The 18,318-nt window shown below is 63.9% G+C and carries 16 protein-coding genes; 6 read left to right on the top strand and 10 right to left on the bottom strand.

What is annotated here, in order from left to right; all coding sequences use genetic code 11:
- Positions 1-93: 93 nt before the first annotated feature.
- Entirely contained in the window at positions 94-945 is an 852-nt protein-coding gene (locus ABQX22_RS04835) for an NAD(P)-dependent oxidoreductase (protein WP_349797031.1), read from the top strand.
- Positions 946-1,068: 123 nt separating this feature from the next.
- Positions 1,069-1,659, top strand: coding sequence for a chorismate mutase (locus ABQX22_RS04830; RefSeq protein WP_349797029.1), 591 nt, complete (start codon positions 1,069-1,071; stop codon positions 1,657-1,659).
- Between the two features lie 133 nt (positions 1,660-1,792).
- Here ABQX22_RS04830 and ABQX22_RS04825 read toward each other — a convergent pair whose 3' ends face one another.
- Positions 1,793-2,266: a nuclear transport factor 2 family protein gene (locus ABQX22_RS04825; protein ID WP_349797027.1), complete on the bottom strand. Its 474-nt coding sequence runs from the start codon at positions 2,264-2,266 to the stop codon at positions 1,793-1,795.
- Between the two features lie 219 nt (positions 2,267-2,485).
- On the opposite strand from ABQX22_RS04825, the gene ABQX22_RS04820 reads away from it, so the two are divergent.
- Entirely contained in the window at positions 2,486-3,922 is a 1,437-nt protein-coding gene (locus tag ABQX22_RS04820) for an MFS transporter (protein ID WP_349797025.1), read from the top strand.
- An 89-nt stretch (positions 3,923-4,011) separates the two neighbouring features.
- Here the strand turns inward: ABQX22_RS04820 and ABQX22_RS04815 are convergent, their stop codons facing one another.
- Entirely contained in the window at positions 4,012-4,638 is a 627-nt protein-coding gene (locus tag ABQX22_RS04815; protein ID WP_349797023.1) for a hydrolase, read from the bottom strand.
- Positions 4,639-4,855: 217 nt separating this feature from the next.
- On the opposite strand from ABQX22_RS04815, the gene ABQX22_RS04810 reads away from it, so the two are divergent.
- On the top strand, positions 4,856-5,746 hold the full coding sequence (locus ABQX22_RS04810; protein ID WP_349797021.1) for a LysR family transcriptional regulator: 891 nt from the start codon (positions 4,856-4,858) through the stop codon (positions 5,744-5,746).
- Between the two features lie 896 nt (positions 5,747-6,642).
- On the opposite strand, the gene ABQX22_RS04805 is transcribed toward ABQX22_RS04810, so the two are convergent.
- Entirely contained in the window at positions 6,643-7,395 is a 753-nt protein-coding gene (locus tag ABQX22_RS04805) for an SDR family oxidoreductase (RefSeq protein WP_349797019.1), read from the bottom strand.
- Between the two features lie 100 nt (positions 7,396-7,495).
- Here ABQX22_RS04805 and ABQX22_RS04800 point away from each other — a divergent pair, with 100 nt between their 5' ends.
- Positions 7,496-8,392, top strand: a complete 897-nt coding sequence (locus tag ABQX22_RS04800; RefSeq protein ID WP_349797017.1) for an AraC family transcriptional regulator — start codon at positions 7,496-7,498, stop codon at positions 8,390-8,392.
- A gap of 146 nt (positions 8,393-8,538) precedes the next feature.
- Here the strand turns inward: ABQX22_RS04800 and ABQX22_RS04795 are convergent, their stop codons facing one another.
- The 3 genes from ABQX22_RS04795 to ABQX22_RS04785 all read right to left on the bottom strand — a co-directional run bounded on the left by ABQX22_RS04795 (position 8,539) and on the right by ABQX22_RS04785 (position 12,624).
- Positions 8,539-9,591: an alpha/beta fold hydrolase gene (locus ABQX22_RS04795; RefSeq protein ID WP_349797015.1), complete on the bottom strand. Its 1,053-nt coding sequence runs from the start codon at positions 9,589-9,591 to the stop codon at positions 8,539-8,541.
- Positions 9,592-9,757: 166 nt separating this feature from the next.
- Positions 9,758-11,341 carry an oxalurate catabolism protein HpxZ gene (gene hpxZ, locus ABQX22_RS04790; RefSeq protein ID WP_349797013.1) on the bottom strand — a complete coding sequence of 528 codons (1,584 nt, stop codon included), beginning with the start codon at positions 11,339-11,341 and terminating at the stop codon, positions 9,758-9,760.
- A gap of 17 nt (positions 11,342-11,358) precedes the next feature.
- Entirely contained in the window at positions 11,359-12,624 is a 1,266-nt protein-coding gene (locus ABQX22_RS04785; RefSeq protein ID WP_349797011.1) for an amidohydrolase/deacetylase family metallohydrolase, read from the bottom strand.
- Positions 12,625-13,014: 390 nt separating this feature from the next.
- Between ABQX22_RS04785 and ABQX22_RS04780 the strand changes: the two genes are divergently transcribed.
- Complete coding sequence (locus ABQX22_RS04780; protein ID WP_349797009.1) at positions 13,015-13,530, top strand: MarR family winged helix-turn-helix transcriptional regulator; 516 nt, start codon at positions 13,015-13,017, stop codon at positions 13,528-13,530.
- Between the two features lie 262 nt (positions 13,531-13,792).
- Here the strand turns inward: ABQX22_RS04780 and ABQX22_RS04775 are convergent, their stop codons facing one another.
- The 4 genes from ABQX22_RS04775 to ABQX22_RS04760 are packed head-to-tail and all read right to left on the bottom strand — an operon-like array spanning position 13,793 to position 18,249.
- Positions 13,793-14,539 (bottom strand): SRPBCC family protein, encoded by a 747-nt coding sequence (locus ABQX22_RS04775; RefSeq protein ID WP_349797007.1) that lies wholly within the window; start codon positions 14,537-14,539, stop codon positions 13,793-13,795.
- 22 nt (positions 14,540-14,561) lie between these two features.
- A complete protein-coding gene (locus ABQX22_RS04770; protein WP_349797005.1) occupies positions 14,562-15,041 on the bottom strand; it encodes a (2Fe-2S)-binding protein in 480 nt (159 codons plus the stop codon).
- Positions 15,038-15,868, bottom strand: a complete 831-nt coding sequence (locus tag ABQX22_RS04765; protein WP_349797003.1) for an FAD binding domain-containing protein — start codon at positions 15,866-15,868, stop codon at positions 15,038-15,040. The genes ABQX22_RS04770 and ABQX22_RS04765 overlap by 4 nt, the downstream gene beginning before the upstream one ends.
- Positions 15,865-18,249 (bottom strand): xanthine dehydrogenase family protein molybdopterin-binding subunit, encoded by a 2,385-nt coding sequence (locus ABQX22_RS04760; RefSeq protein ID WP_349797001.1) that lies wholly within the window; start codon positions 18,247-18,249, stop codon positions 15,865-15,867. The genes ABQX22_RS04765 and ABQX22_RS04760 overlap by 4 nt, the downstream gene beginning before the upstream one ends.
- Positions 18,250-18,318 lie beyond the last annotated feature (69 nt).

The raw sequence follows: 18,318 nt of genomic DNA, 5'->3' as shown, positions 1-18,318 counted from the left end.
CCGAGGTTGCAGCAATGGCACTGCCCTCGCAAGTCCGGCGCTCGCACACTGGGCTGACCATTATTTTGCGGGTATCAGCGTGGGAGATTATCGATGAACATTGGATTTTTGGGTGCGGGCAGCATGGGCCGCGCGATCATCCCGTTGCTGGTGGACGCGGGTCATTCGGTCTTTGTCTGGAACCGTCATCCCCAGGCGCTGGACGATTTGCCAGGGGTACAGGTGCTGGAGTCTCCCGCAGTGGCCTTCGAGCAGGACGTTGTCTTCAGCCTGCTGGCCGACGACCACGCTGTGCGGGAAGTCGTGCTGTCGTCGGGGATCCTGGCGACGGCGGACAAGCGCTGCGTGCATGTGGTCATGTCCACGCTTTCACCGCAGCTGATGGAGGAACTGCACACCCTGCACCAGGGGCTCGGTCTGCTGCTGGTCGCCGCGCCGGTATTCGGGGTGCCGGCAGTGGCGGCCAGGGGTGAACTGAATATTCTGGCCGCAGGCCCCGATGAGGCAATCGCGAAGGTCCAGCCCCTGTTTGATCTGCTCGGCAAAAAGACCTGGCGCCTGGGCCAGCAGCCGGTCCAGGCCTGCATCGCCAAGATCGCCGGCAACATGATGATCACCCAGGCCATCGAATCCCTCGCCGAAGCCACCGGACTCGCCGATTGCTACGGCCTGAGCGCGGCGGCGTTTATCGACGTCGTGACCCAGACCCTGTTCGCCTGCCCCAGCTATCAGCGTTATGGCCAGAACATCGTGAACGGTCGCTATGAGCCGGGCTTCAAGCTGTCCCTGGGCCTAAAGGATATCAACCTCGCGCTCGATGCCGCTCGCCCGAAAGGCCTGCCGCTGCCGGCTGCCGACGTGGTGCGATCCAGAATGAACACAGCCATGGCCCAAGGGCTGGCCGACCAGGACTGGTCGGCATTTGCCAGTGTGACCAAAGGCTGACAAAACCTGCCGATGATGCCAATCTCGGTCCGGTTTTCGCCGGGCTGAAGGCGTCCATGCGCCCTGCTCCCCATCCCGCAATCGCTGGCGCAGCCGCACACCCAGGCTGCCCGAGGGCCCCACATGCTGCTCAAACCTGTCATTAAAATCGCCTTGCTGCCGCTGCTGCTCGTGTGCGTCAAGGCCCTCGCCGCGCAACCTGCCAACAGCGCGGTGGAACCCGCCCCCGAAACGCTGGAACCGTTGTTGGCCACCCTTAGCCAACGTCTCGACATCGCCGACCTGGTTGCGCTGACCAAATGGGACAGCGCCAAGCCCATCCAGGACAGCGACAGAGAAGCCCAGGTCATCGCTAACGCGCTACAACAGGCCAGACAATACGGCGTGAGCGAGGACGAGGTCGGTCAGTTGCTGGCCGCTCAGATCGAAGCGAACAAGCTCGTTCAGTATGGCTTGCTCGCCGCATGGCAAACCGCCGGTCAAGCCCCGGCCACCAAACGGCCGGACTTGAAGGACGAGATCCGCCCCAGGCTCGACGAACTCCAGACACGCCTGCTGGCGCAATACGCCGCGTTCAGTCCCTTCAGGTCACACCCGGCCTGCTCCGCCTGGTTGAACCAGGCCCGGCCGCACCTGGCGCGCGATCCGTTGCACGCGCTGGCGCTGGTCCGGGCAACCGGCGAGCTGTGTACCGGCACTCAACCTCGCGCCTGAGTATCGGCCGCGCCGCCTGACAGCTCGGCGCATCGGCGTACTCCATGAGTCCGCCAGCGCCTTGGCTGCCGGGTTGACAGCCGAGCCGCCGGGATTATTCCATCGCGACGGCTTCGAGCGGCGTGCCTGAGGTTCACGGACGGGCGAAGGACTCCGAACCGGCGATGGGCTGCCAGTTCGGCAAGGGCGTGAGGAAGTGCAGTTCAAAATACCGGGATGCGAAGCGCCACTGCCCGTCTCGGCGTTCGAACCGGTCGTGGTACAAGCCACTGACCTGCACCGGCCCCTTTTCGATGTCGTGGAACAGGCAATCGGCCGCGACCGTTGCCGTCGCCACGTCGGCGTCGATATGGATCAGCGGGTTGGCCATCCAGTGGTGCATGTGCGGCATCTGCTGCCAACTGCGCTCGGCCATTGCCTGTATCTCGTCGCGACTGCCTGCGCTGCCGAAGCCTGGCAGCTCGAGGGTGGCATCGGCATGCCAGAGGCTGTTCAGCAGGTCCGCATCCAGGCGATCAAACGCGTTGGCGTAAGCAGACATCAGCGTTTCTATCGCTGCACGACTTTCCAGGGCATCGAGGCGAGCGATAAGGGTTTCAAGGGTCATGACGCCCTCCTTAATCAGAGTGAAATTTCGTCGGCCGCAGGGACCGGCAGGCGCTGTCAGTCTGCAACCTGGCAACGCTCAGCGGGACTGCCAGGGGTGCAGATCCGGCGTTCATTTTTGTGGGGGGTAAACCGCCTGAATGCCGTTGACGCGAGGCCTGCGCGGTTCATAGGCTTGCGCCCCATTCTGGAACTCATTGCATCCTGACGGAGGCGCTCCATGTCCCAAATCGAAGTCATCCCGCTGCAGCGCAAACGCTGGCTGATGTTCATGGTATTGCTGGTCGGGGCGTTTCTGCCGCCCCTGGATTTTTTCATCGTCAACGTCGCACTGCCCTCGATTCAGGTTGAACTGGGCGCGACGTCCTCTGCCGAGCAGTTGGTCATTTCCGCCTATGCGGCGCTGTACGCGGTGACCCTCATCACCGGCGGGCGGATGGGCGACCTGTACGGCCGTGGCCGGATGTTTTTTCTCGGCCTGATGGGCTTTGCCGCCGCGTCATTGCTGTGCGGTCTGGCCGGATCGCCCTGGGTGCTGATTGCCGGACGCGCGCTGCAGGGGCTGACGGCGGCCGTCATGGCACCTCAGGCGCTGGCATCGGTGCAGGTGCTGTTTCCCGAATCCGAGAAGCCGTTGGCGTTGAGTCTGTATGGCGCGGTGTTCGGCCTGGCGTCGGTGGTAGGTCAGGCGCTGGGCGGGATCCTGATTGCCCTGAACGTGCTGGGCCTGGGGTGGCGGGCGATCTTCCTGGTCAATCTGCCCATTGCGCTGTTGGTGGTGTTGTTCGGCCTTCCGCTGCTCAAGGAAACCCGTGCGCGGCATGCCAGCCGGCTGGACCTGGGCGGTACGGCGCTGTCGATGCTGACACTGAGCGCGCTGATCGTGCCCTTGATCGAGGGGCGTGAAGCGGGCTGGCCGTGGTGGTCCTGGCTGTCGCTCATGGCGGTGCCGGTGTTGGCCTGGCTGTTCTGGCGCTATGAAACCCGCCTGCACCTTGCCGGCGGCGCACCGTTGCTCAATCCCGCCGCGCTGCAGGCGCCGGGGTTGGGTCGGGCGTTGCTGGTGGCCCTGTCGTTCTACATGATCGGGGTCTTTTTTCTCCTGCTGTCGATCTACCTGCAGGGCGCGCTGCATGCGACCGCGCTCAGTGCGGGGCTGATCTTCCTGCCGTTCGGCGCCGGTTTTCTGCTGGGACCGCTGTCAGCGCCCTACGCCAGGCGGGTCGTCGGCGCCTACGTCAATCCGGTGGGCATGGGCCTGGAGGTCGTCGGATTCCTTGCCCTCGCCTGGCTCATCCTGGTGACGCCGACCACTGTCTCCCCGTCGCCCCGGCTGCTGGCGGCGCTCCTGTTCGTGATCGGGTTCGGGCAGGGACTCGCGTTCCCGACGCTGATGCGGATGGTGACCAGCCGCGTCGCTCCGGCTTTTTCCGGCATGATCGCGGGGATCACCAGTTCAACCCTGCAAGTGAGTACGTCCCTGAGCGTCGCGGTGATCGGGGGCATTTTCTACACCCAGTTGGGGGCCCGTACTGACGAAGCCGCTATTGCTCAGGCCTTCGTCGTGTCCCTTTTCTGCATCGCCGGCTGCCTCGCGGCGGGCGCAGCGTTAAGCGTGACCCTGGCACGGCAGCCGGTCGCTGTTCGGTCCGGTTAAGTGGTGCGAACGCTAACGAAGGGGGCACCGCTATTGGCCGGCGCCCCCCTCTTTACGCATCGCCAACAGCGGCGTCCGACGTCGGTGTATCAATCCGCCTTTTCGACGTTGAAACCGTCGGCGTTGTCGAAGACGCCCATGAAACCGGGAACCGTCGATTCCCGCGCCCAGTCGCGCTGCAGTTCGCAGTACAGCTGCACCCGGCTGATGAGTTTCCCGCCGGCTTGCTCGATCCGGCGCAGCGCGGCTTCGTGGGCGGCGCTGGACGTGCCGCCCACTGCATCGACCGGCACGTAAACCTCGTAGCCTTCCTGCAGCGCGTCGAGTGCCGGGAACGTCAGGCAGGCTTCGGTCCAGAGCGCGGTCATGATGAGTTTTCGGCGGCCGAGGGCTTTGACTGCCTGCTTGAATTCGGTGTCCTCCCAGCTGTTGATGGACGTGCGGTCGTAGGTCGGCAGATGACCGAGCACCGCCTGCAATTCCCGGATTGGCGGCTTGTTGCGGCCGGTGGCGACGTTGACGGTCGAGTGGATGATCGGCAGGTTGTAGTTGACGGCCGCCTTGGCGACGCTGGTGATGTTGAACACCAGTTCGTCGCGGGACATTGAGCGAATCGAAGACACCTGAATTGGCTGGTAGTCGATGATGATCAACGCCGAGTTTTCCGGCGACAACAGGTGGTCGGTCAGGGGGTTGCGGATGATTTCGCTTGCCATGTGCAGGTCCTTTTTGTCGTTGAGCGACACGCCGCCAGCCTCGGGCCACGCAGGGTTACTGCCGTGACGACGACACACGGAGGCGTGAAGCGGTTGGGTGCTCCCGGAGACGTGCGCCAGCGGCGACGTTGCCAGAAGCCAGGATTGTGCTGTTCCAGCAATCGATGCGGTAGTAGCATCCCGAGGCTTGCTGTGTTGCAAAAAGGGGAACGCGAACATGGATATCGAAGCGCTGCACACCTTCGTGGAAGTGGCCGATGCCGGAGGCCTGTCACCGGCGGCGCTGCGGCTGGGCGTGTCCAAATCCATCGTCAGTCGCCGCCTGGCCAGGCTTGAAGCCGAACTGGGCATCCAGCTGCTGGCCCGCACTACGCGCGGGGCAGCGCTCACCGAAGCCGGGGCCACATTCCGCGATTACGCGGCCCGCGTCTGCACCGAGATCGACAACGCCAGAGAAACCCTGATGCCCACCGGCGCCCTTCGCGGCCGTCTGCGCGTGGCGGTGCCGTTGTCTTTCGGCCCGACCCACTTCGCCCCCATGCTCGCGGAAATGGCGCGCCGTCACCCGCAGCTACAGCTTCAGACTTGCTACAGCGACCGTTTCGTCGACCTGATTGCCGAGGGTTTCGATTGCGCGATACGGGTCGGCTACCTGCCGGATTCGAACCTGATCGCCCGCTGCATCGGGCCGGTTTACACCAAGCTCGTGGCCAGCCCCGATTATGTGAAGACAACGGGAGCGCCTGAATCGCCGGCACAACTTGCCGACCATGAAGCGCTCATGCAGGGCACCGAAACCTGGCAATTCCTTGAAGGGGACAAGGTGATCACGGTGCGTCCACGGGGGCGCTTCAAGGCCGACAACGGCACCGCGCTGGTCGCCGCTGCCACCGCAGGGCTCGGCATCGCGTACCTGCCCGATTGCCTCACCCACGACCACCTCATCTCCGGCGCGCTGGTGCCGATCATGACCGGCTACCCACCACCCCCGGCAGGCGCCTACGTCGTGCGCCCACCCGGCCAACACCCGGCCCGCAAGATCCGCGTCCTCATCGACCTGCTGATCGAATCCTTCGGCCAGTCCCCGCACTTCGCCAGACCCGTCTAACGCTGAGCGCGGGGTGATTGATCTGTTTGAGCGACGCCTGCCGGCGAAGCGTTTGAATCTGGTCGCCAGTGGTGGGAGTGGGCTTGCTCGCGATTGCGGTATGTCCGGCCACAGAGGTGCAGCGGACGTACCGCCCTCTTCGCGAACAAGTTCGCTCCTACAGGTTGGGTGCCTGGCGTGGATGGTGGGGTTGTCCAGGGTTGGCGATACGACCCATGACCCGTGGGAGCGGACCTGTCCGCGAAGAGGGCCGGCCATCCAACGCATCTTCGTCGCCTCAACCACCGAATTCGCGGGCAAGCCTCGCTCCAACACCGGAAGTCCACGCGAGCCACACAACACCTGTAGGAGCGAACTTGTTCGCGATGCGGTATGTCCGGCCACAGAGATGCAGCGGATGTACCGTCCTCTTCGCGGACAGGTCCGCTCCCACGGGAATGGCAGTCGGAGTGGAATCTGCCGCGACCGCTGGACAACACCGCCCTCCAGCCTGGCATAAGACTTGTGGGAGCTGCCGAGCCGCCGAAGGCTGCGATGCGGTGTGTCAGATGAACCTTGATCGCAGCCTTCGGCAGCGCCTACACGGGTTTTGTGTCAGATCGGGCATTCGACAACCCCGTACATTGTTGGAGCGAGGCTTGCCCGCGAATACGATGTTGCATGCCAAGAAGATGTGTTGGATGTACCGCCCTCTTCGCGAACAGGTTCGCTCCCACGGGATCTGTGATCTGTCCAGTAAACGCATCACGTTGTAGGAGTGAGCTTGCTCGCGATGCGGTATGTCCGGCCACAGAGAGGCAGCGGATGTACCGCCCCCCTGCGCGGACAAGTCCGTGCTCACGGGTACACACCGCGGACATCTTTTGCCTTTTTAACGGCAACCGCCTGGCAACCATTCAGGCGGTTGCGCTTTTTTTCATCCATTCAATGGCATCCGCCCCCGCCGCAAGGCGCATTGGCGTCGCGGGGTCGGTTGCCGCACGCCACACGGCTTCGGCCACATCCTGCGCTTCAGTGACCACGGTGGCTTTCGACCATTCGCTCATCACCTGCTGCGCCAGTTCGGCATAGGGCTCGGGGATGGTGCCGTCCATGCGGGGCCGGGCGTTTTTGCCGAAATCCGTGTCGGGAGCGCGGCCCGGCAGCACCAGGTTCACCCGCACATTGAACGGCTCAAGCTCAAGCGCCAGTGACTCGGTAAACGCATTCACCGCTGCCTTGCTCGCGGTGTACACGCTGAGCAGCGGCAGTGATTTGATCGTCACGCTCGAGGTGACGTTGATGATCACCCCGGCCTTGCGCTGGCGGAACTGTGGCAGCACCGCCTGAGTCAGCGCCATGGTGCCAAAGGTGTTGGTCTCAAAAATGTCACGGATGGCGGGCAACGAAATCCCTTCCAGCGCGCCGAGCAAACCGATCCCGGCGTTGTTGACCAGCACGTCGATCGGCCCTGCGGCGTCGACCGCCTGCTGGATGCTGTTCGGATCGGTCACGTCCAGCGCAAGCACGCGCAGGTGCTCGGACGCGGGGAACAGGGTGTCATTCGGCGTGCGCATGGTCGCGACAACCTTCCACTCTCGCTCGAGAAAATACTGCGCGGTGGCCAGGCCGAAGCCAGAGGAGCAGCCGGTAATCAGGACGGTTTTCATGGGTGGATTCCCTCGGGTGATTGACAGGACTGCAACCATAGGCTGTTGTAACCGGACGTTAAATCATCAAACGTCCGCCGATCATGTGCAGGAGTCCGAAATGCTCGATCCGCTCGCCGAAGTGGTCACCCTGCTGCAGCCCGCCGCTTCCATGTCCAAGGTGGTCAGCGGCGCCGGTGCCTGGCGCGTGCGCCGCCAGGAGACCGGTCAACCCTTCTACTGCGCGATTCTTGAGGGCGGATGCCGGCTCTCCGTGGTGGGCCAACCGCCGATGGTCCTCCAGGCCAGCGACTTCGTGCTCATCCCGGCGGTCCATGACTTCACCATGGCCAGCCTTGCGCCGATGGCAGACGACGCAGCGGATACGGTGCCCGTTGAGATACGCCCACGTGACATGCGTGTCGGCACGCCCGACGTCCCGGCCGATGTGCAATTGCTGGTGGGCAATTGCACGTTTGGCTCACCGGACGCGGCGTTGCTGGTGTCGCTGCTGCCGCAGTGGGTGCACATCCGCGGTGAGCGGCGGCTGGCAACGCTGGTGGAACTGCTGACCGAGGAGGCCCGCGCGCAATGCCCGGCGCGGGAGGTGATTCTGGCGCATTTGCTGGAAGTGCTGTTTATCGAAGCCCTGCGCTCAACCGCGAACGTGACCTCCTCCCCCGGGCTGCTGCGCGGGCTGGGTGACGAACGCCTGGCCGTGGCCATCCGGCAAATGCACGAACACCCGGGCCGGTCGTGGACGGTGGTGCAACTGGCCCGGGAAGCCGCCCTGTCCCGCTCGACCTTCTTTGAACGCTTCACTCAAGCGTTGGGCATGGCCCCCATGGCCTACCTGCTCGCGTGGCGGATGGCGCTGGCCAAAAACCTGCTGCGAAGCAAGGACTGCAGCATCACCGAAATCGCCCAACGGGTCGGATACGGCTCGGCGAGCGCCTTCAGCGTGGCCTTCGCCCGCTACACCGGACTGGCGCCGGCGCGGTATTCCCAGAGCCAGTGATGCGCAGCAGTGTGCTCAACCGAGCGGATGAACGCGCCAACAGATACTGATCGGAGTGGAAAGGATTTCCCCTGTAGGAGCTGCCGAGCTGCCGAAGGCTGCGATGCGGTGTGTCAGGCAATCCACATTGCAGCCCCTGGCAGCGCCTACGCGCCCAGCTTTCGCGAGAGGAAGTCGCGAATGTATTCCGCCACTTCCGGCGCGTGTGTTTCAAGCGTGAAGTGGCCGGCGTCCAGAAGATGCACTTCAGCGTTGGGGAGGTCTTTTCGATAGGCCTCAGCGCCCGGTGGGATGAAGGCCGGATCATGTTTGCCCCATACCGCCAGCAACGGCGGCTGGTATTGCCGAAAATAGGCCTGGAATGCTGGATAGGCCGCCACGTTGCTGCGGTAATCGAGTATCAGGTCGAGTTGAATCTCTTCCGCGCCGGGCCGCGCCATGTAGAAAATATCCAGGTTGTAACCATCGGGCGACAGTTTTTCAGGGTCGGCTCCCGTTCCGTACTGCCAGTCCCGGATCGTAGCCGGCGACAGCGCGGAGCGACAGGCTTCGCGATTGGCCGCCGACGGGTCCTTCCAGTAGGCCTGCCAGGCATCCCACTGATCGCTGAAACCTTCCAGGTACGCATTGCCATTCTGGCTGATGATTGCGGTGACTTTGTGGGGGTTTGCAGCCGCCAGACGAAAGCCGACGGGCGCACCATAATCGAAGGCGTACAGGCTGTAGGTCTTGAGCCCCAAGGCCTCGGTAAAGCGCTCGATGACCTTGTAGAGATTGTCAAACGTGTACGCGAACTGACCGCGCGCCGGCGCTGTGGTGTTGCCGAACCCGGGCAAGTCCGGCGCGATCAGGCGGTATTGGTTTGCCAACAAAGGCATCAAATGGCGGAACATGTGGCTGGCGGTCGGGAAACCGTGCAGCAGCAGAAGCACCGGGGCGTCTTTGGGTCCGGCTTCACGATAGAAGACGTCGACATCCCCCACCTTCTGCCGGTTGAACGTCACGCGAAACGCATCGTCCCGCGCCACCACGTTGTCCTTGCTGGCCGAGCGGTTACCCGGACTTGCAGTGGCGCTCGCCAGCGGTGCGACCAGTGCGGACGCTGCGCCCACCATGGTGGCTTGTAAGATCTTCCGTCTGCTCACGTCAGACACTGGGCGGGTCGTGTTATCCGTCATGCTCGAAGGTAAGGTTTTCATGTCGGGCCTGCTCACAAATGGATTCAGTCCATCGTAAGCATTACGTCTTTAGTCGAGAATGACCGCCACTCTCAATTCACCCTTTCACTTTCTGCAATGCACGCAGGCGGCTGTCGAAGTGTCCTGCGCCAGGAAAGCCATCTCCACCCCGGCGGCAATCGCGGGTTCACAGGTCCATCCAACTGACGTGGGCCGCCACAATCCGCCAGTTTCCGGCGATGCGCACCCAGCTTTGCGTTTGCCGCCCCAGCCGCGCTTGCCCTTCGCGGCTGAAGACGATGTTGGTCACGGCAAAGGTGTCATCGAAACTGGTCACTGAGCGTTCCAGTATCGTCCGGTCGAGCCCTTTACCGGGGCGCGCACGACGAAACGCCTGGATCGACGCGTAGCCGTACAAATGCTCCCCAGCGCCATAGCGCAAGGTGTGGGGGCTGTCCCAGAACAGCTCGTCGAGCACATTTACGTCGTTGCCGGTCAGCGCGCGCTCGTACCGCGTAAACGCCTCATTTAACCCGGCGAGGGTTAGAGGGTCGTTGATCAGCGGTGCCGTCACTGGCGCTATCCCGAACAGCGTCGGTTCAGTGAGGCACACCCCTCGCCCCAACAGGCCTTGTTCGCCGAAGGCGTCGAGCATGGCGATGGCCACTCGCGGCGTGGGTTGAAGGTGTGACACCCGCGACGCATCCACTGCGCTGCCCAGGCCAAACTCCGCGAAATCAGGGTGAGTGCCGACCAGCCACTGCGGCGGCTCCTCGGGCGCGCCTGGCAACCAGCCGCGCATGTCGCTGGCGACCTCGGCGGTGTAGCGCCACGCCTGAGCGCCGAATCCGGCGGCATCGATTACACCGCTGTCACCCAGCATCGGGCCGCTAGGCCGATCACCCGGCGACATCCTCGGGCCCTGCGGCACGTGGGCCCGCCCGGTGATCCACACCTCTGGCGCATCGGCGAGCCTGACACCGGCGTCGATGCCGTTGCCCGCCAACGCCAGCACCAGCCGGTTGGCCTGCTGCGGATCGTCGCTGCGCGTCGCGTCCAGCATCAGATAGCAGGCGGCCATCCACAGGGTGAGGAAGAACAGCGGCGTGGTTTCGAGCATCGCCCGCACCTCAGCCACTTCCAGAGCTGGGGACAATTGATCCAGCAATGCGGCGGTGGCAAACGTTGTGCGGCTGTGCAGATCATCCCCGCCGCGCAAACCCGCGACGGCCAGGGGAATCAACGCAATGGGTGAGGCGCTCACCAGGCCGCGCAAGACCGGGCCCAGCTGCTCATCGCGCCAGGCCAGACGCTGCAGGATCGCAGGGTTGCGCGAACCAAAACGCAGTTGCGGACCGAAGCCGCTGCCCAGCAGTGACCAGCAACGCGGGCCATTGGGCTGCGCCGCGTCTCGTACTTCAACCAGGCTGGTGGACGGCGAAATCACGGCGGCCAGCGGCGTGACGATACGGTAATCCTGTGCCGGCAACAGACGCACTCGCCCATCGGCGATCATCGCTTCGGCGTCTGGTTCGTTGCTCGCCCAGCCTTCGTAAAGGCAGCACAGCACGGCCGAGGACAGCACCGGGGCACTGGGCTGGCAAGGATTCGCAAATGGCGGCCCGGCATGCAGCAGGGTCAAGGGTTCAAGGGCCACGGCCTCGCGGGCGCTGAGCACGTTGTTCCATACCGGCCTTACGGCGTACAGCCGATCCAGCGCAGCCTGCAAAGCAGGCCGTTGATCATCAGTGAGCTTCGACGCTGCGTTCATGGCGGGCAAACCTTCGGTCAGGCGACGCGCGGAACGGGCAGAATCTGCGCCGTGGCGTCAAAGCGTTTGCCGGCGCGCAGGCAGAACACCGGTTGCAGCATGCGTCGGGCGATGACTTCGGTGCCCTCGTTATCACGCAGCAGCCAGGCGCCCTGTTCGTCGCTCAGCACGCTGACATCAGCTTCGCGGCCGACGCCCAACGTGCCGATCTCATCGCTCATGCCCGCCAGTTTTGCCGCGTTGCTGGTCACCATCGGCACCAGTTGCTCAAGGCTCAACCCCAGCGCCATCATGCTGACCATGGTCGACACCAGGCTGAAGCGAGAGGTGCCGGTAAACAAATGCTCTTCATCCGGATGCTCGTCCGGCGTACCCGCCGGTGCCGGGACGGTGGTGTTGTAGCCGTGCATGTCCGAACCCAAGGTGTCTGGCACCACGCCTGCGTCAATGACTTTGGCCGCCATCTTGTAACTGAAGTGCGAGCCGTGCCCGACATCCACTTTCAGCCCGCGCTCGATGGCCTCGCTGACCAGTGGATGCATCTGGCCGTTCTGTTCGACGAAGCCGCCCGGATGACGACTGAACGGGTGCGCCAACACATCACCCGGCTTCAGCAGGTCCAGCACTTGGGGAAAAATACTGTCGGGGTCGATGTCGTATTCGGGCTGGTCAGGCATCGGCCACAGCTGGCCGAAGTGGATATACACCGGGAGCGAGGTCTGCTCGCCGATCTGCGCGGCCTTTTTCATCACGTCCAGCCCCCAGCGGGCAAAGCCACCGAGTTCGGCATGGGCCTTGATGCCTTTGACGATGTCGCTGTTGGCCAGGGCGGACTTGACCGTCGCGGCGACGTCCGCACATTCGGGGCGGTACAGCTCCGGGTAGAAATGCCCCTCAAGCCCGCCCACCAGGTACGCCGACAGAAAGGACAGCACCCGGCTGTGGGCCGGCTCGGCGATGAATTGTCGAAAGCCCGGCAAGGTCATGCAGCTTGCGCCGCCCTGGTCGATCAGGGTCGTCACGCCAGAGTGAACGCCGCACATATCGGCATTCAAGCCAAAACGGCCCGTGACGTATTGATAGACGTGGCTGTGGGTGTCGATCAGCCCCGGCAGGACCAGCTTGCCGGTGCAGTCGATCAGATCGGCGCCCTGGGCGGTAGCGGTATCGCGCAAGTTGCCGACCGCCTTGATGCGATCCCCTTCAATCAGCACATCGCAAACAGTATCAATGGAATTTGCAGGATCGATAACACGACCGCCGTAAAGAAGGATCGTTTTCATGGAAGTCTTCTGGAAGAGTCTTGGGTGAAGGGTGTGACGCAATCGCTGTGCCAGCTCTTGTCATCTATTCGCCCTGAAAATCCTATCCGGTTGAAGTTAAACGTTTTATCCGTTAGTAAATAAACGTGGCATACCTGCTTTTATGCGCAGTGAAGCTGTGGGTTATCGCTCCCGCTGCACCGTTTGAAGTCCTGCCGCACCATGCATGCGCACTCAGAGGTATGCCACACATCAGGCCACCTTCGAATGCATTGGTGTGCAGGCAGGCGTGATGTAAAACAAAGAGGCATGCCACTTTTTTGCCCTATAATCGGCCGCTCCCGGCGTACATGTACCGGCCTGGTTCCTGGCCTTCGTCGGCTCCACTGACAACAGGTTTATTCGCTACCCATGACTACGACGCAAGACGATGACCTGCAGACCGAATTGACTGCCGCCCTTGGCCGCTCAGCGTTGCTCGGACGCCCGGGCTTTCTGATTCGCCGTCTGCACCAGATTCACTGCGGATTGTTTCTGGAGGAAACCCGCGAGTTCAACATCACGCCCGTCCAATACAGCCTGATGACTGCGCTGGGCACCCACGGGGAGATGGACCAGAACACGTTGTCCCATGAGATCGGCCTGGAGCGCACCAGCGTCGCCGAAGTCATCCCCAGGCTTGAGGCGCGCGGCCTGCTGCAGCGCCGCCAAAGCACAGAGGATCGCCGGGTGAAGCTGGTCAAACTCAGCCGCAAAGGGCTTTATCTGCTCAAGAAAATGGACGAGAACGTAAAGCGCGCCCACGACCGCACCATCGAGCAGATCCCGGAAGCCCAACGGGCGCTGTTCATGCTGCAACTGATCCGGCTGGTGGAAGCCAACAACGACGTCGGCAGCGCCCCGTTCAAGCTGGGACGGGAAGAGTGAATTGGCAGGTGTCGCTCGACGGGTCGATCTTTCTCCCGCTCCGCATGTAAACCGCTTCTGCCCGGAGGGCGTAGGAGCGTGGCTTGCCCGCGATTGGCTGCGAAGCAGTCATCAAACCCTTCCTCGGTGGTGTATCCGATCTACCGGCGTGCCGCCTTTGCCGCCGCTTCGCGGTCGAGCGCCCCCGGCAGATCGCAGGCAAGCCAGCTCCCACGCCTTCGGCAGAAGCATTGAGCAATCACTGATCAGCACGCAGGAAGGATCACTTGCCGCAGGTCGGGCAGCGGGTCTTGGGTTTGAGGCCGAACAGGCTGCGCACGCGGTTGAGCAGTACGCCCCAAAACAGGTTGCCAAGGTCCAGCGGCGGTGCCGCTGCCGGGCGAGACGGCGCGGGTTGGGCCTGATGGCCTGCGGCGACAGGCTCAACGGGGGTGGCGGATGCCAGTGCGGCGGACGGGGCGCCAAGCTCCTCCCCCACTGAGGCCTGAGCAGCGACCGGAGCGTCCAAAGCAACCGGTTCGACTCCAGCAGTCGGCACCGCCTCAACGACCCCCTCGTTAGCCGCTTCCAGCCTTGCCTTGAGGTTGGTGGCAAACGCATCCGTCATCCGCGTCGCCAGTTCGCGCACGATCCCGCCACGGGAAAACTGTGCAAGCGACCCGGTGATCGAGTAGTCCACCACCACATTCACTCGCGTCCCGCCCGCGCCGTCCGCGAGCAGTGCAAACGTCGCCGTGCCCTTGACCCGGGAGCCGCTCTTGCGGTCGTTGCCCTGCCCGCTGACGACGCCTGTGTGGTTGGCCGCGTCCAGTTTCATCTGGCCCTCGCCTTTGAACGCCGCCACGATCGGCCCCAGTTTGACCGTCATCGCCAAGGCCAGTTGATCGCCCTGTGGTGGCTCGGTCAGGGAGGCGCCGGGCAGGCAGGTGACGATGCCTTCCACGTCCAGAAAGCTGTTCCAGACCCGCTCGGGGCTGAACGGTACGCTGAAGCTTTGTTCGATATCCACTGCGTGTTACCTCGTAATGGGATCAGGCCGGCGACCGTTCGCGCCGTTGATCGAGGACCCGTGTGATGGCCTTGACCAGCCCGACGTAGCCGGTGCATCGGCACAGGTTGCCCGACAGTTCATGGCGAATGCGTGCCTCGTCGGCATGGGGGATGCGCAACACAATGTCCCGTGCAGTGGCGAGCATGCCGGGTGTGCAGTAACCGCATTGCAACGCGTGTTCGGCCGTGAACGCGGCGCGCAGCTGCACCATCACCGGGTCGTTGTCGAAGTCTTCGATGCTGCGCACCTCGGCGCCGTCGCAGGCTGCGGCATAGACGATGCACGAACGCATTGGCGCGCCGTCGATCATCACCGTGCAGGCGCCACAAACGCCTTGTTCACAGCCGATATTGGTGCCGGTGAGCACCCGTTCCTCGCGCAGGAAATCCGCCAGATGAGTGCGCGGTTCCACGTCGGCGCTGACCGCTTTGCCGTTGACCGTCAGTTTCAGTTGCGTCATGACAGGGCTCCGCGAGGGCAAGACAATTGCTCGGCGGCGCGTTGCAGCGCCACTCGATGGATGTGGTATTCGTAACTGTCCGGTTCGATACCGGCCGCCAGCAACCACGGATCGGCCAGCGCATCATCCCAGGCATCTATCAGCGCGCTCGCGTCTTCGATCACCTGCGGTGCGCCGTCTACCGCGCCGATGATGGCCCGACGCACGCCGCGCAGGGGATCGTCGACGAACGCAGCAATGGCTTCAGCGAACTCGCCGGTCTTGCGATTGAATTTGTAGTAGCTCCAGCGCGCCCCCGCACTCAGGCGCGGGATGCGCACGGCACGGATGATTTCGTCTTCAGCCAGCTCGGTGGTGAACGCGCCGAGCATGAACGTGGCGGCCTTGACGCTACGCTCGCCTGGCGGGCCCAGCAGCAGAATGTCGGCATCCAGCAGCGCCATCACGTTTATCCAGTCGGCGGCCGGATCGGCATGAGCCAGGCTGCCGCCCAGGGTCCCGCGATTGCGCACGGCGCGGTAAGCGATGCCGCGCGCCACGTAAGGCATCAGGCCCTGAGACGGATCGGCGACGATGCCGTCCTCGATGTCGGCGTGGGTGGTGGCGGCGCCCAGCACAATGCTGCCGCCCTCCTCCAACACGCCGTGCAGTTCGGCGAGTCGGCGCACGTCGATCAGTTGCTCGGGCTGCACCAGGCGCAAATTCATCATCGGACCCAGCGACTGGCTGCCGGACACGATCTTGCCCATGCCTTCACTGGCGTGCAGCAGCTTGACCGCCCCGGCGGCGCTGGCCGGGGATTGATACTCGAAAGACACGGCCTTCATGACATGACCTCCATGGGTTCGGCAGGCGCGGTCTGGCGCTGTTTGTTCGCCAGCGCGGCAAACACCACACGCGGCGACAACGGCAGTTGCGCCACCTCGACCCCCAGTGGACGCAAGGCGTCGTTGATGGCGTTGGCAATGGCGGCGGGCGACCCGATCGCGCCGCTTTCGCCGATGCCCTTCTGGCCGAACGAGGTGTACGGCGCCAGGGTTTCCATGTGCTCGATGCGGATCGACGGGACTTCGGTCGCCCCTGGCAGGATGTAATCGGCCAGCGTCGAGGCCAACGGCTGGCCCTCTTTGCTGTAGGGCATTTCTTCGTACAGCGCCGTGCCTATGCCCTGGGCCGCACCGCCGTACACCTGGCCATCGACGACCATCGGGTTGATCAACTTGCCGCCGTCCTCGACGATGGCGTAATCCAGAATCTCTGTTTTACCCAGCTGTGGATCCACCGCGACTACCACCGCGTGGCACGCATAACTGAAGGTGCCGGTGTCGCGCTGCGCCTGGTAGGTGGTGTGCACTTCCAGCCCGCCTTCGTGGGTGTCCGGCGGCAGACGCTGGGGTTGCAGGTACCAGATGCGGCTCAGTTCGCTCAGGCCGATGTGGCCCGAAGGGCCGGTAACGCCGCCTTCGCTCCAGCTGACGCTGTCCAGCGGATCCTTGAGCACATAAGCGCCGACGTGCTGCAGCCGGTCGCGCAACAGTTTGCAGCCCTGCCCCACTGCACCACCGGCCATGACGATGGAGCGCGAGCCCCAGGTGCCGGTTGAATACGGGGTCATGCCGGTGTCGCCGAAGACGATGCGCACCCGCTGCGGATCAACGCCGAGCACCTCGTTGGCGATCTGTGCCAGGGTGGTTTCCATGCTTTGCCCGTGCGAGTGCACGCCCACGCGGATCTCCAGAATGCCGTCCGGGGTCAGGCGCAGGCTTGCCGGTTCGCGGCCCGGCACCATCGGGATGCCCCAGCCGAAATACACCGACGTGCCGTGGGCGCCCTGCTCGCAGAACACCGCCAAGCCGACACCGATCAGACGCCCGTCAGCCTCAGCCTGCTGTTGCCGCGCGCGCACCGCTGGCAGGTCGATGGCCTTGATCGCCCGGCGCACGGCCTCGGGGTAGTCGCCGCTGTCGAAATGCTTGCGGGTGATGTTGTCGTAGGGCATCTCCTGGGGCTGCACCAGATTGCGCAAGCGCACTTCGAACGGCTCGAGGCCTGCTTCGATGGCAATCGCGTCCATCACCGTTTCGATGGCGTAGCACACGCCGGTCCGGGCTACGCCGCGGTACGGCAGGATCGGTGGTTTGTTGGTGGCCACCGACCAGGTGCGGCAACGGTAGCGTTCCATCTTGTAGGGGCCGGGCAGAATGCTCGCCACTTGCGCTGCCTCAAGGCAGGCGGAAAACGGGTACGACGAATAGGCGCCGGAATCCACATGCGCCTCGCAGTCCACGGCCAGCAGACGGCCGTCTTTGTCGGCGTAGGCGTGGATGTCGTAGTGATGCTCGCGGCAGTTAGCGTTGGCGACCAGTTGCTCGCGGCGGTCTTCGATCCAGCGCACCGGGTGGTCCAGGTGCATCGCCAGCCAGGCCACGCAGACTTCTTCAGGCAGCAGAATGCCCTTGTAACCAAAGCCGCCGCCGACGTCCGGCGAGATCACCCGCACGCTGCCTTCGTCCAGCCCCAGGCACCCGGCCAGCCCGGTACGGTTGATGTGCGGCATCTGCGCCGAGGTGTACACCACCAGTTGACTCAGGCGCCGGTCCCAATACGCGACCACGCCCCGACCTTCCATGGGCGCCATGCTCTGGCGGGCAGTGCGCAGCACGCGATGCACATGAATCGCGGCCCGCTGGCGGATCTCGTCGAGATCGGCGTCCACCGTGGTTTCCAGAAAAACGTTGTCGCCCCAGTGTTCATGCACCAGCGCCGAACCCGGCTCACGGGCGGCGAGCATGTCGACCACCGCCGGCAGCTCGTCGAAATCGACGAAGGTCGCGCCGGCAATGTCTTCGGCTTGCGCGCGGGTGTCGGCCACGCACATGGCGATCATCTCGCCCACCTGGCGCACCTTGCCGCTGGCCAGCACCGGTTGCTCGGAGGTCTTGAAGCCGGGCAATCCGGAATTGGCGACGATGGGCTTCACGCCAATCAGGTCGTCCAGGGTGTAGACCGAGCCCTCAAGGCCGACGGGTTTTTCGATCTGCAGAATGTGCCCGTGGGCGACCGGGCTGCGCACGAACGCGACGTCGCGCATGCCGGGAAAGCGGATGTTGCCGATGTAGTTGCCGCGACCGCGCATGAAGCGATCGTCTTCCTTGCGTGGCAGTGAAGCGCCGATGCCCTGGCTGGAAGGTTGCGATTCGACAGTCATTGCAGGCCTCTCTGTGGCGTGAAGTCATTTGGCGTGGCGCGCGAGGACCGAAGGCTGCCCGCACGTCTG

The sequence above is a fragment of the Xanthomonas sp. WHRI 1810A genome (genome assembly GCF_040202885.1).
Taxonomy (GTDB): Bacteria; Pseudomonadota; Gammaproteobacteria; order Pseudomonadales; family Pseudomonadaceae; genus Aquipseudomonas.
The sequence above is the reverse complement of the archived record's forward strand: the minus strand, read 5'-3'. Positions and strand labels throughout refer to the sequence as shown.

What these genes read in the sequence shown, in the direction of transcription:
- ABQX22_RS04810 (WP_349797021.1), top strand. Translation starts at nt 4,856, where the DNA reads ATGGATATCGAAGCGCTGCACACCTTCGTGGAAGTGGCCGATGCCGGA.
- ABQX22_RS04830 (WP_349797029.1), top strand. Translation starts at nt 1,069, where the DNA reads ATGCTGCTCAAACCTGTCATTAAAATCGCCTTGCTGCCGCTGCTGCTC.
- ABQX22_RS04815 (WP_349797023.1), bottom strand. Translation starts at nt 4,638, where the DNA reads ATGGCAAGCGAAATCATCCGCAACCCCCTGACCGACCACCTGTTGTCG.
- ABQX22_RS04835 (WP_349797031.1), top strand. Translation starts at nt 94, where the DNA reads ATGAACATTGGATTTTTGGGTGCGGGCAGCATGGGCCGCGCGATCATC.
- ABQX22_RS04785 (WP_349797011.1), bottom strand. Translation starts at nt 12,624, where the DNA reads ATGAAAACGATCCTTCTTTACGGCGGTCGTGTTATCGATCCTGCAAAT.
- hpxZ (WP_349797013.1), bottom strand. Translation starts at nt 11,341, where the DNA reads ATGAACGCAGCGTCGAAGCTCACTGATGATCAACGGCCTGCTTTGCAG.
- ABQX22_RS04760 (WP_349797001.1), bottom strand. Translation starts at nt 18,249, where the DNA reads ATGACTGTCGAATCGCAACCTTCCAGCCAGGGCATCGGCGCTTCACTG.
- ABQX22_RS04820 (WP_349797025.1), top strand. Translation starts at nt 2,486, where the DNA reads ATGTCCCAAATCGAAGTCATCCCGCTGCAGCGCAAACGCTGGCTGATG.
- ABQX22_RS04770 (WP_349797005.1), bottom strand. Translation starts at nt 15,041, where the DNA reads ATGACGCAACTGAAACTGACGGTCAACGGCAAAGCGGTCAGCGCCGAC.
- ABQX22_RS04795 (WP_349797015.1), bottom strand. Translation starts at nt 9,591, where the DNA reads ATGAAAACCTTACCTTCGAGCATGACGGATAACACGACCCGCCCAGTG.
- ABQX22_RS04780 (WP_349797009.1), top strand. Translation starts at nt 13,015, where the DNA reads ATGACTACGACGCAAGACGATGACCTGCAGACCGAATTGACTGCCGCC.
- ABQX22_RS04825 (WP_349797027.1), bottom strand. Translation starts at nt 2,266, where the DNA reads ATGACCCTTGAAACCCTTATCGCTCGCCTCGATGCCCTGGAAAGTCGT.
- ABQX22_RS04800 (WP_349797017.1), top strand. Translation starts at nt 7,496, where the DNA reads ATGCTCGATCCGCTCGCCGAAGTGGTCACCCTGCTGCAGCCCGCCGCT.
- ABQX22_RS04805 (WP_349797019.1), bottom strand. Translation starts at nt 7,395, where the DNA reads ATGAAAACCGTCCTGATTACCGGCTGCTCCTCTGGCTTCGGCCTGGCC.
- ABQX22_RS04765 (WP_349797003.1), bottom strand. Translation starts at nt 15,868, where the DNA reads ATGAAGGCCGTGTCTTTCGAGTATCAATCCCCGGCCAGCGCCGCCGGG.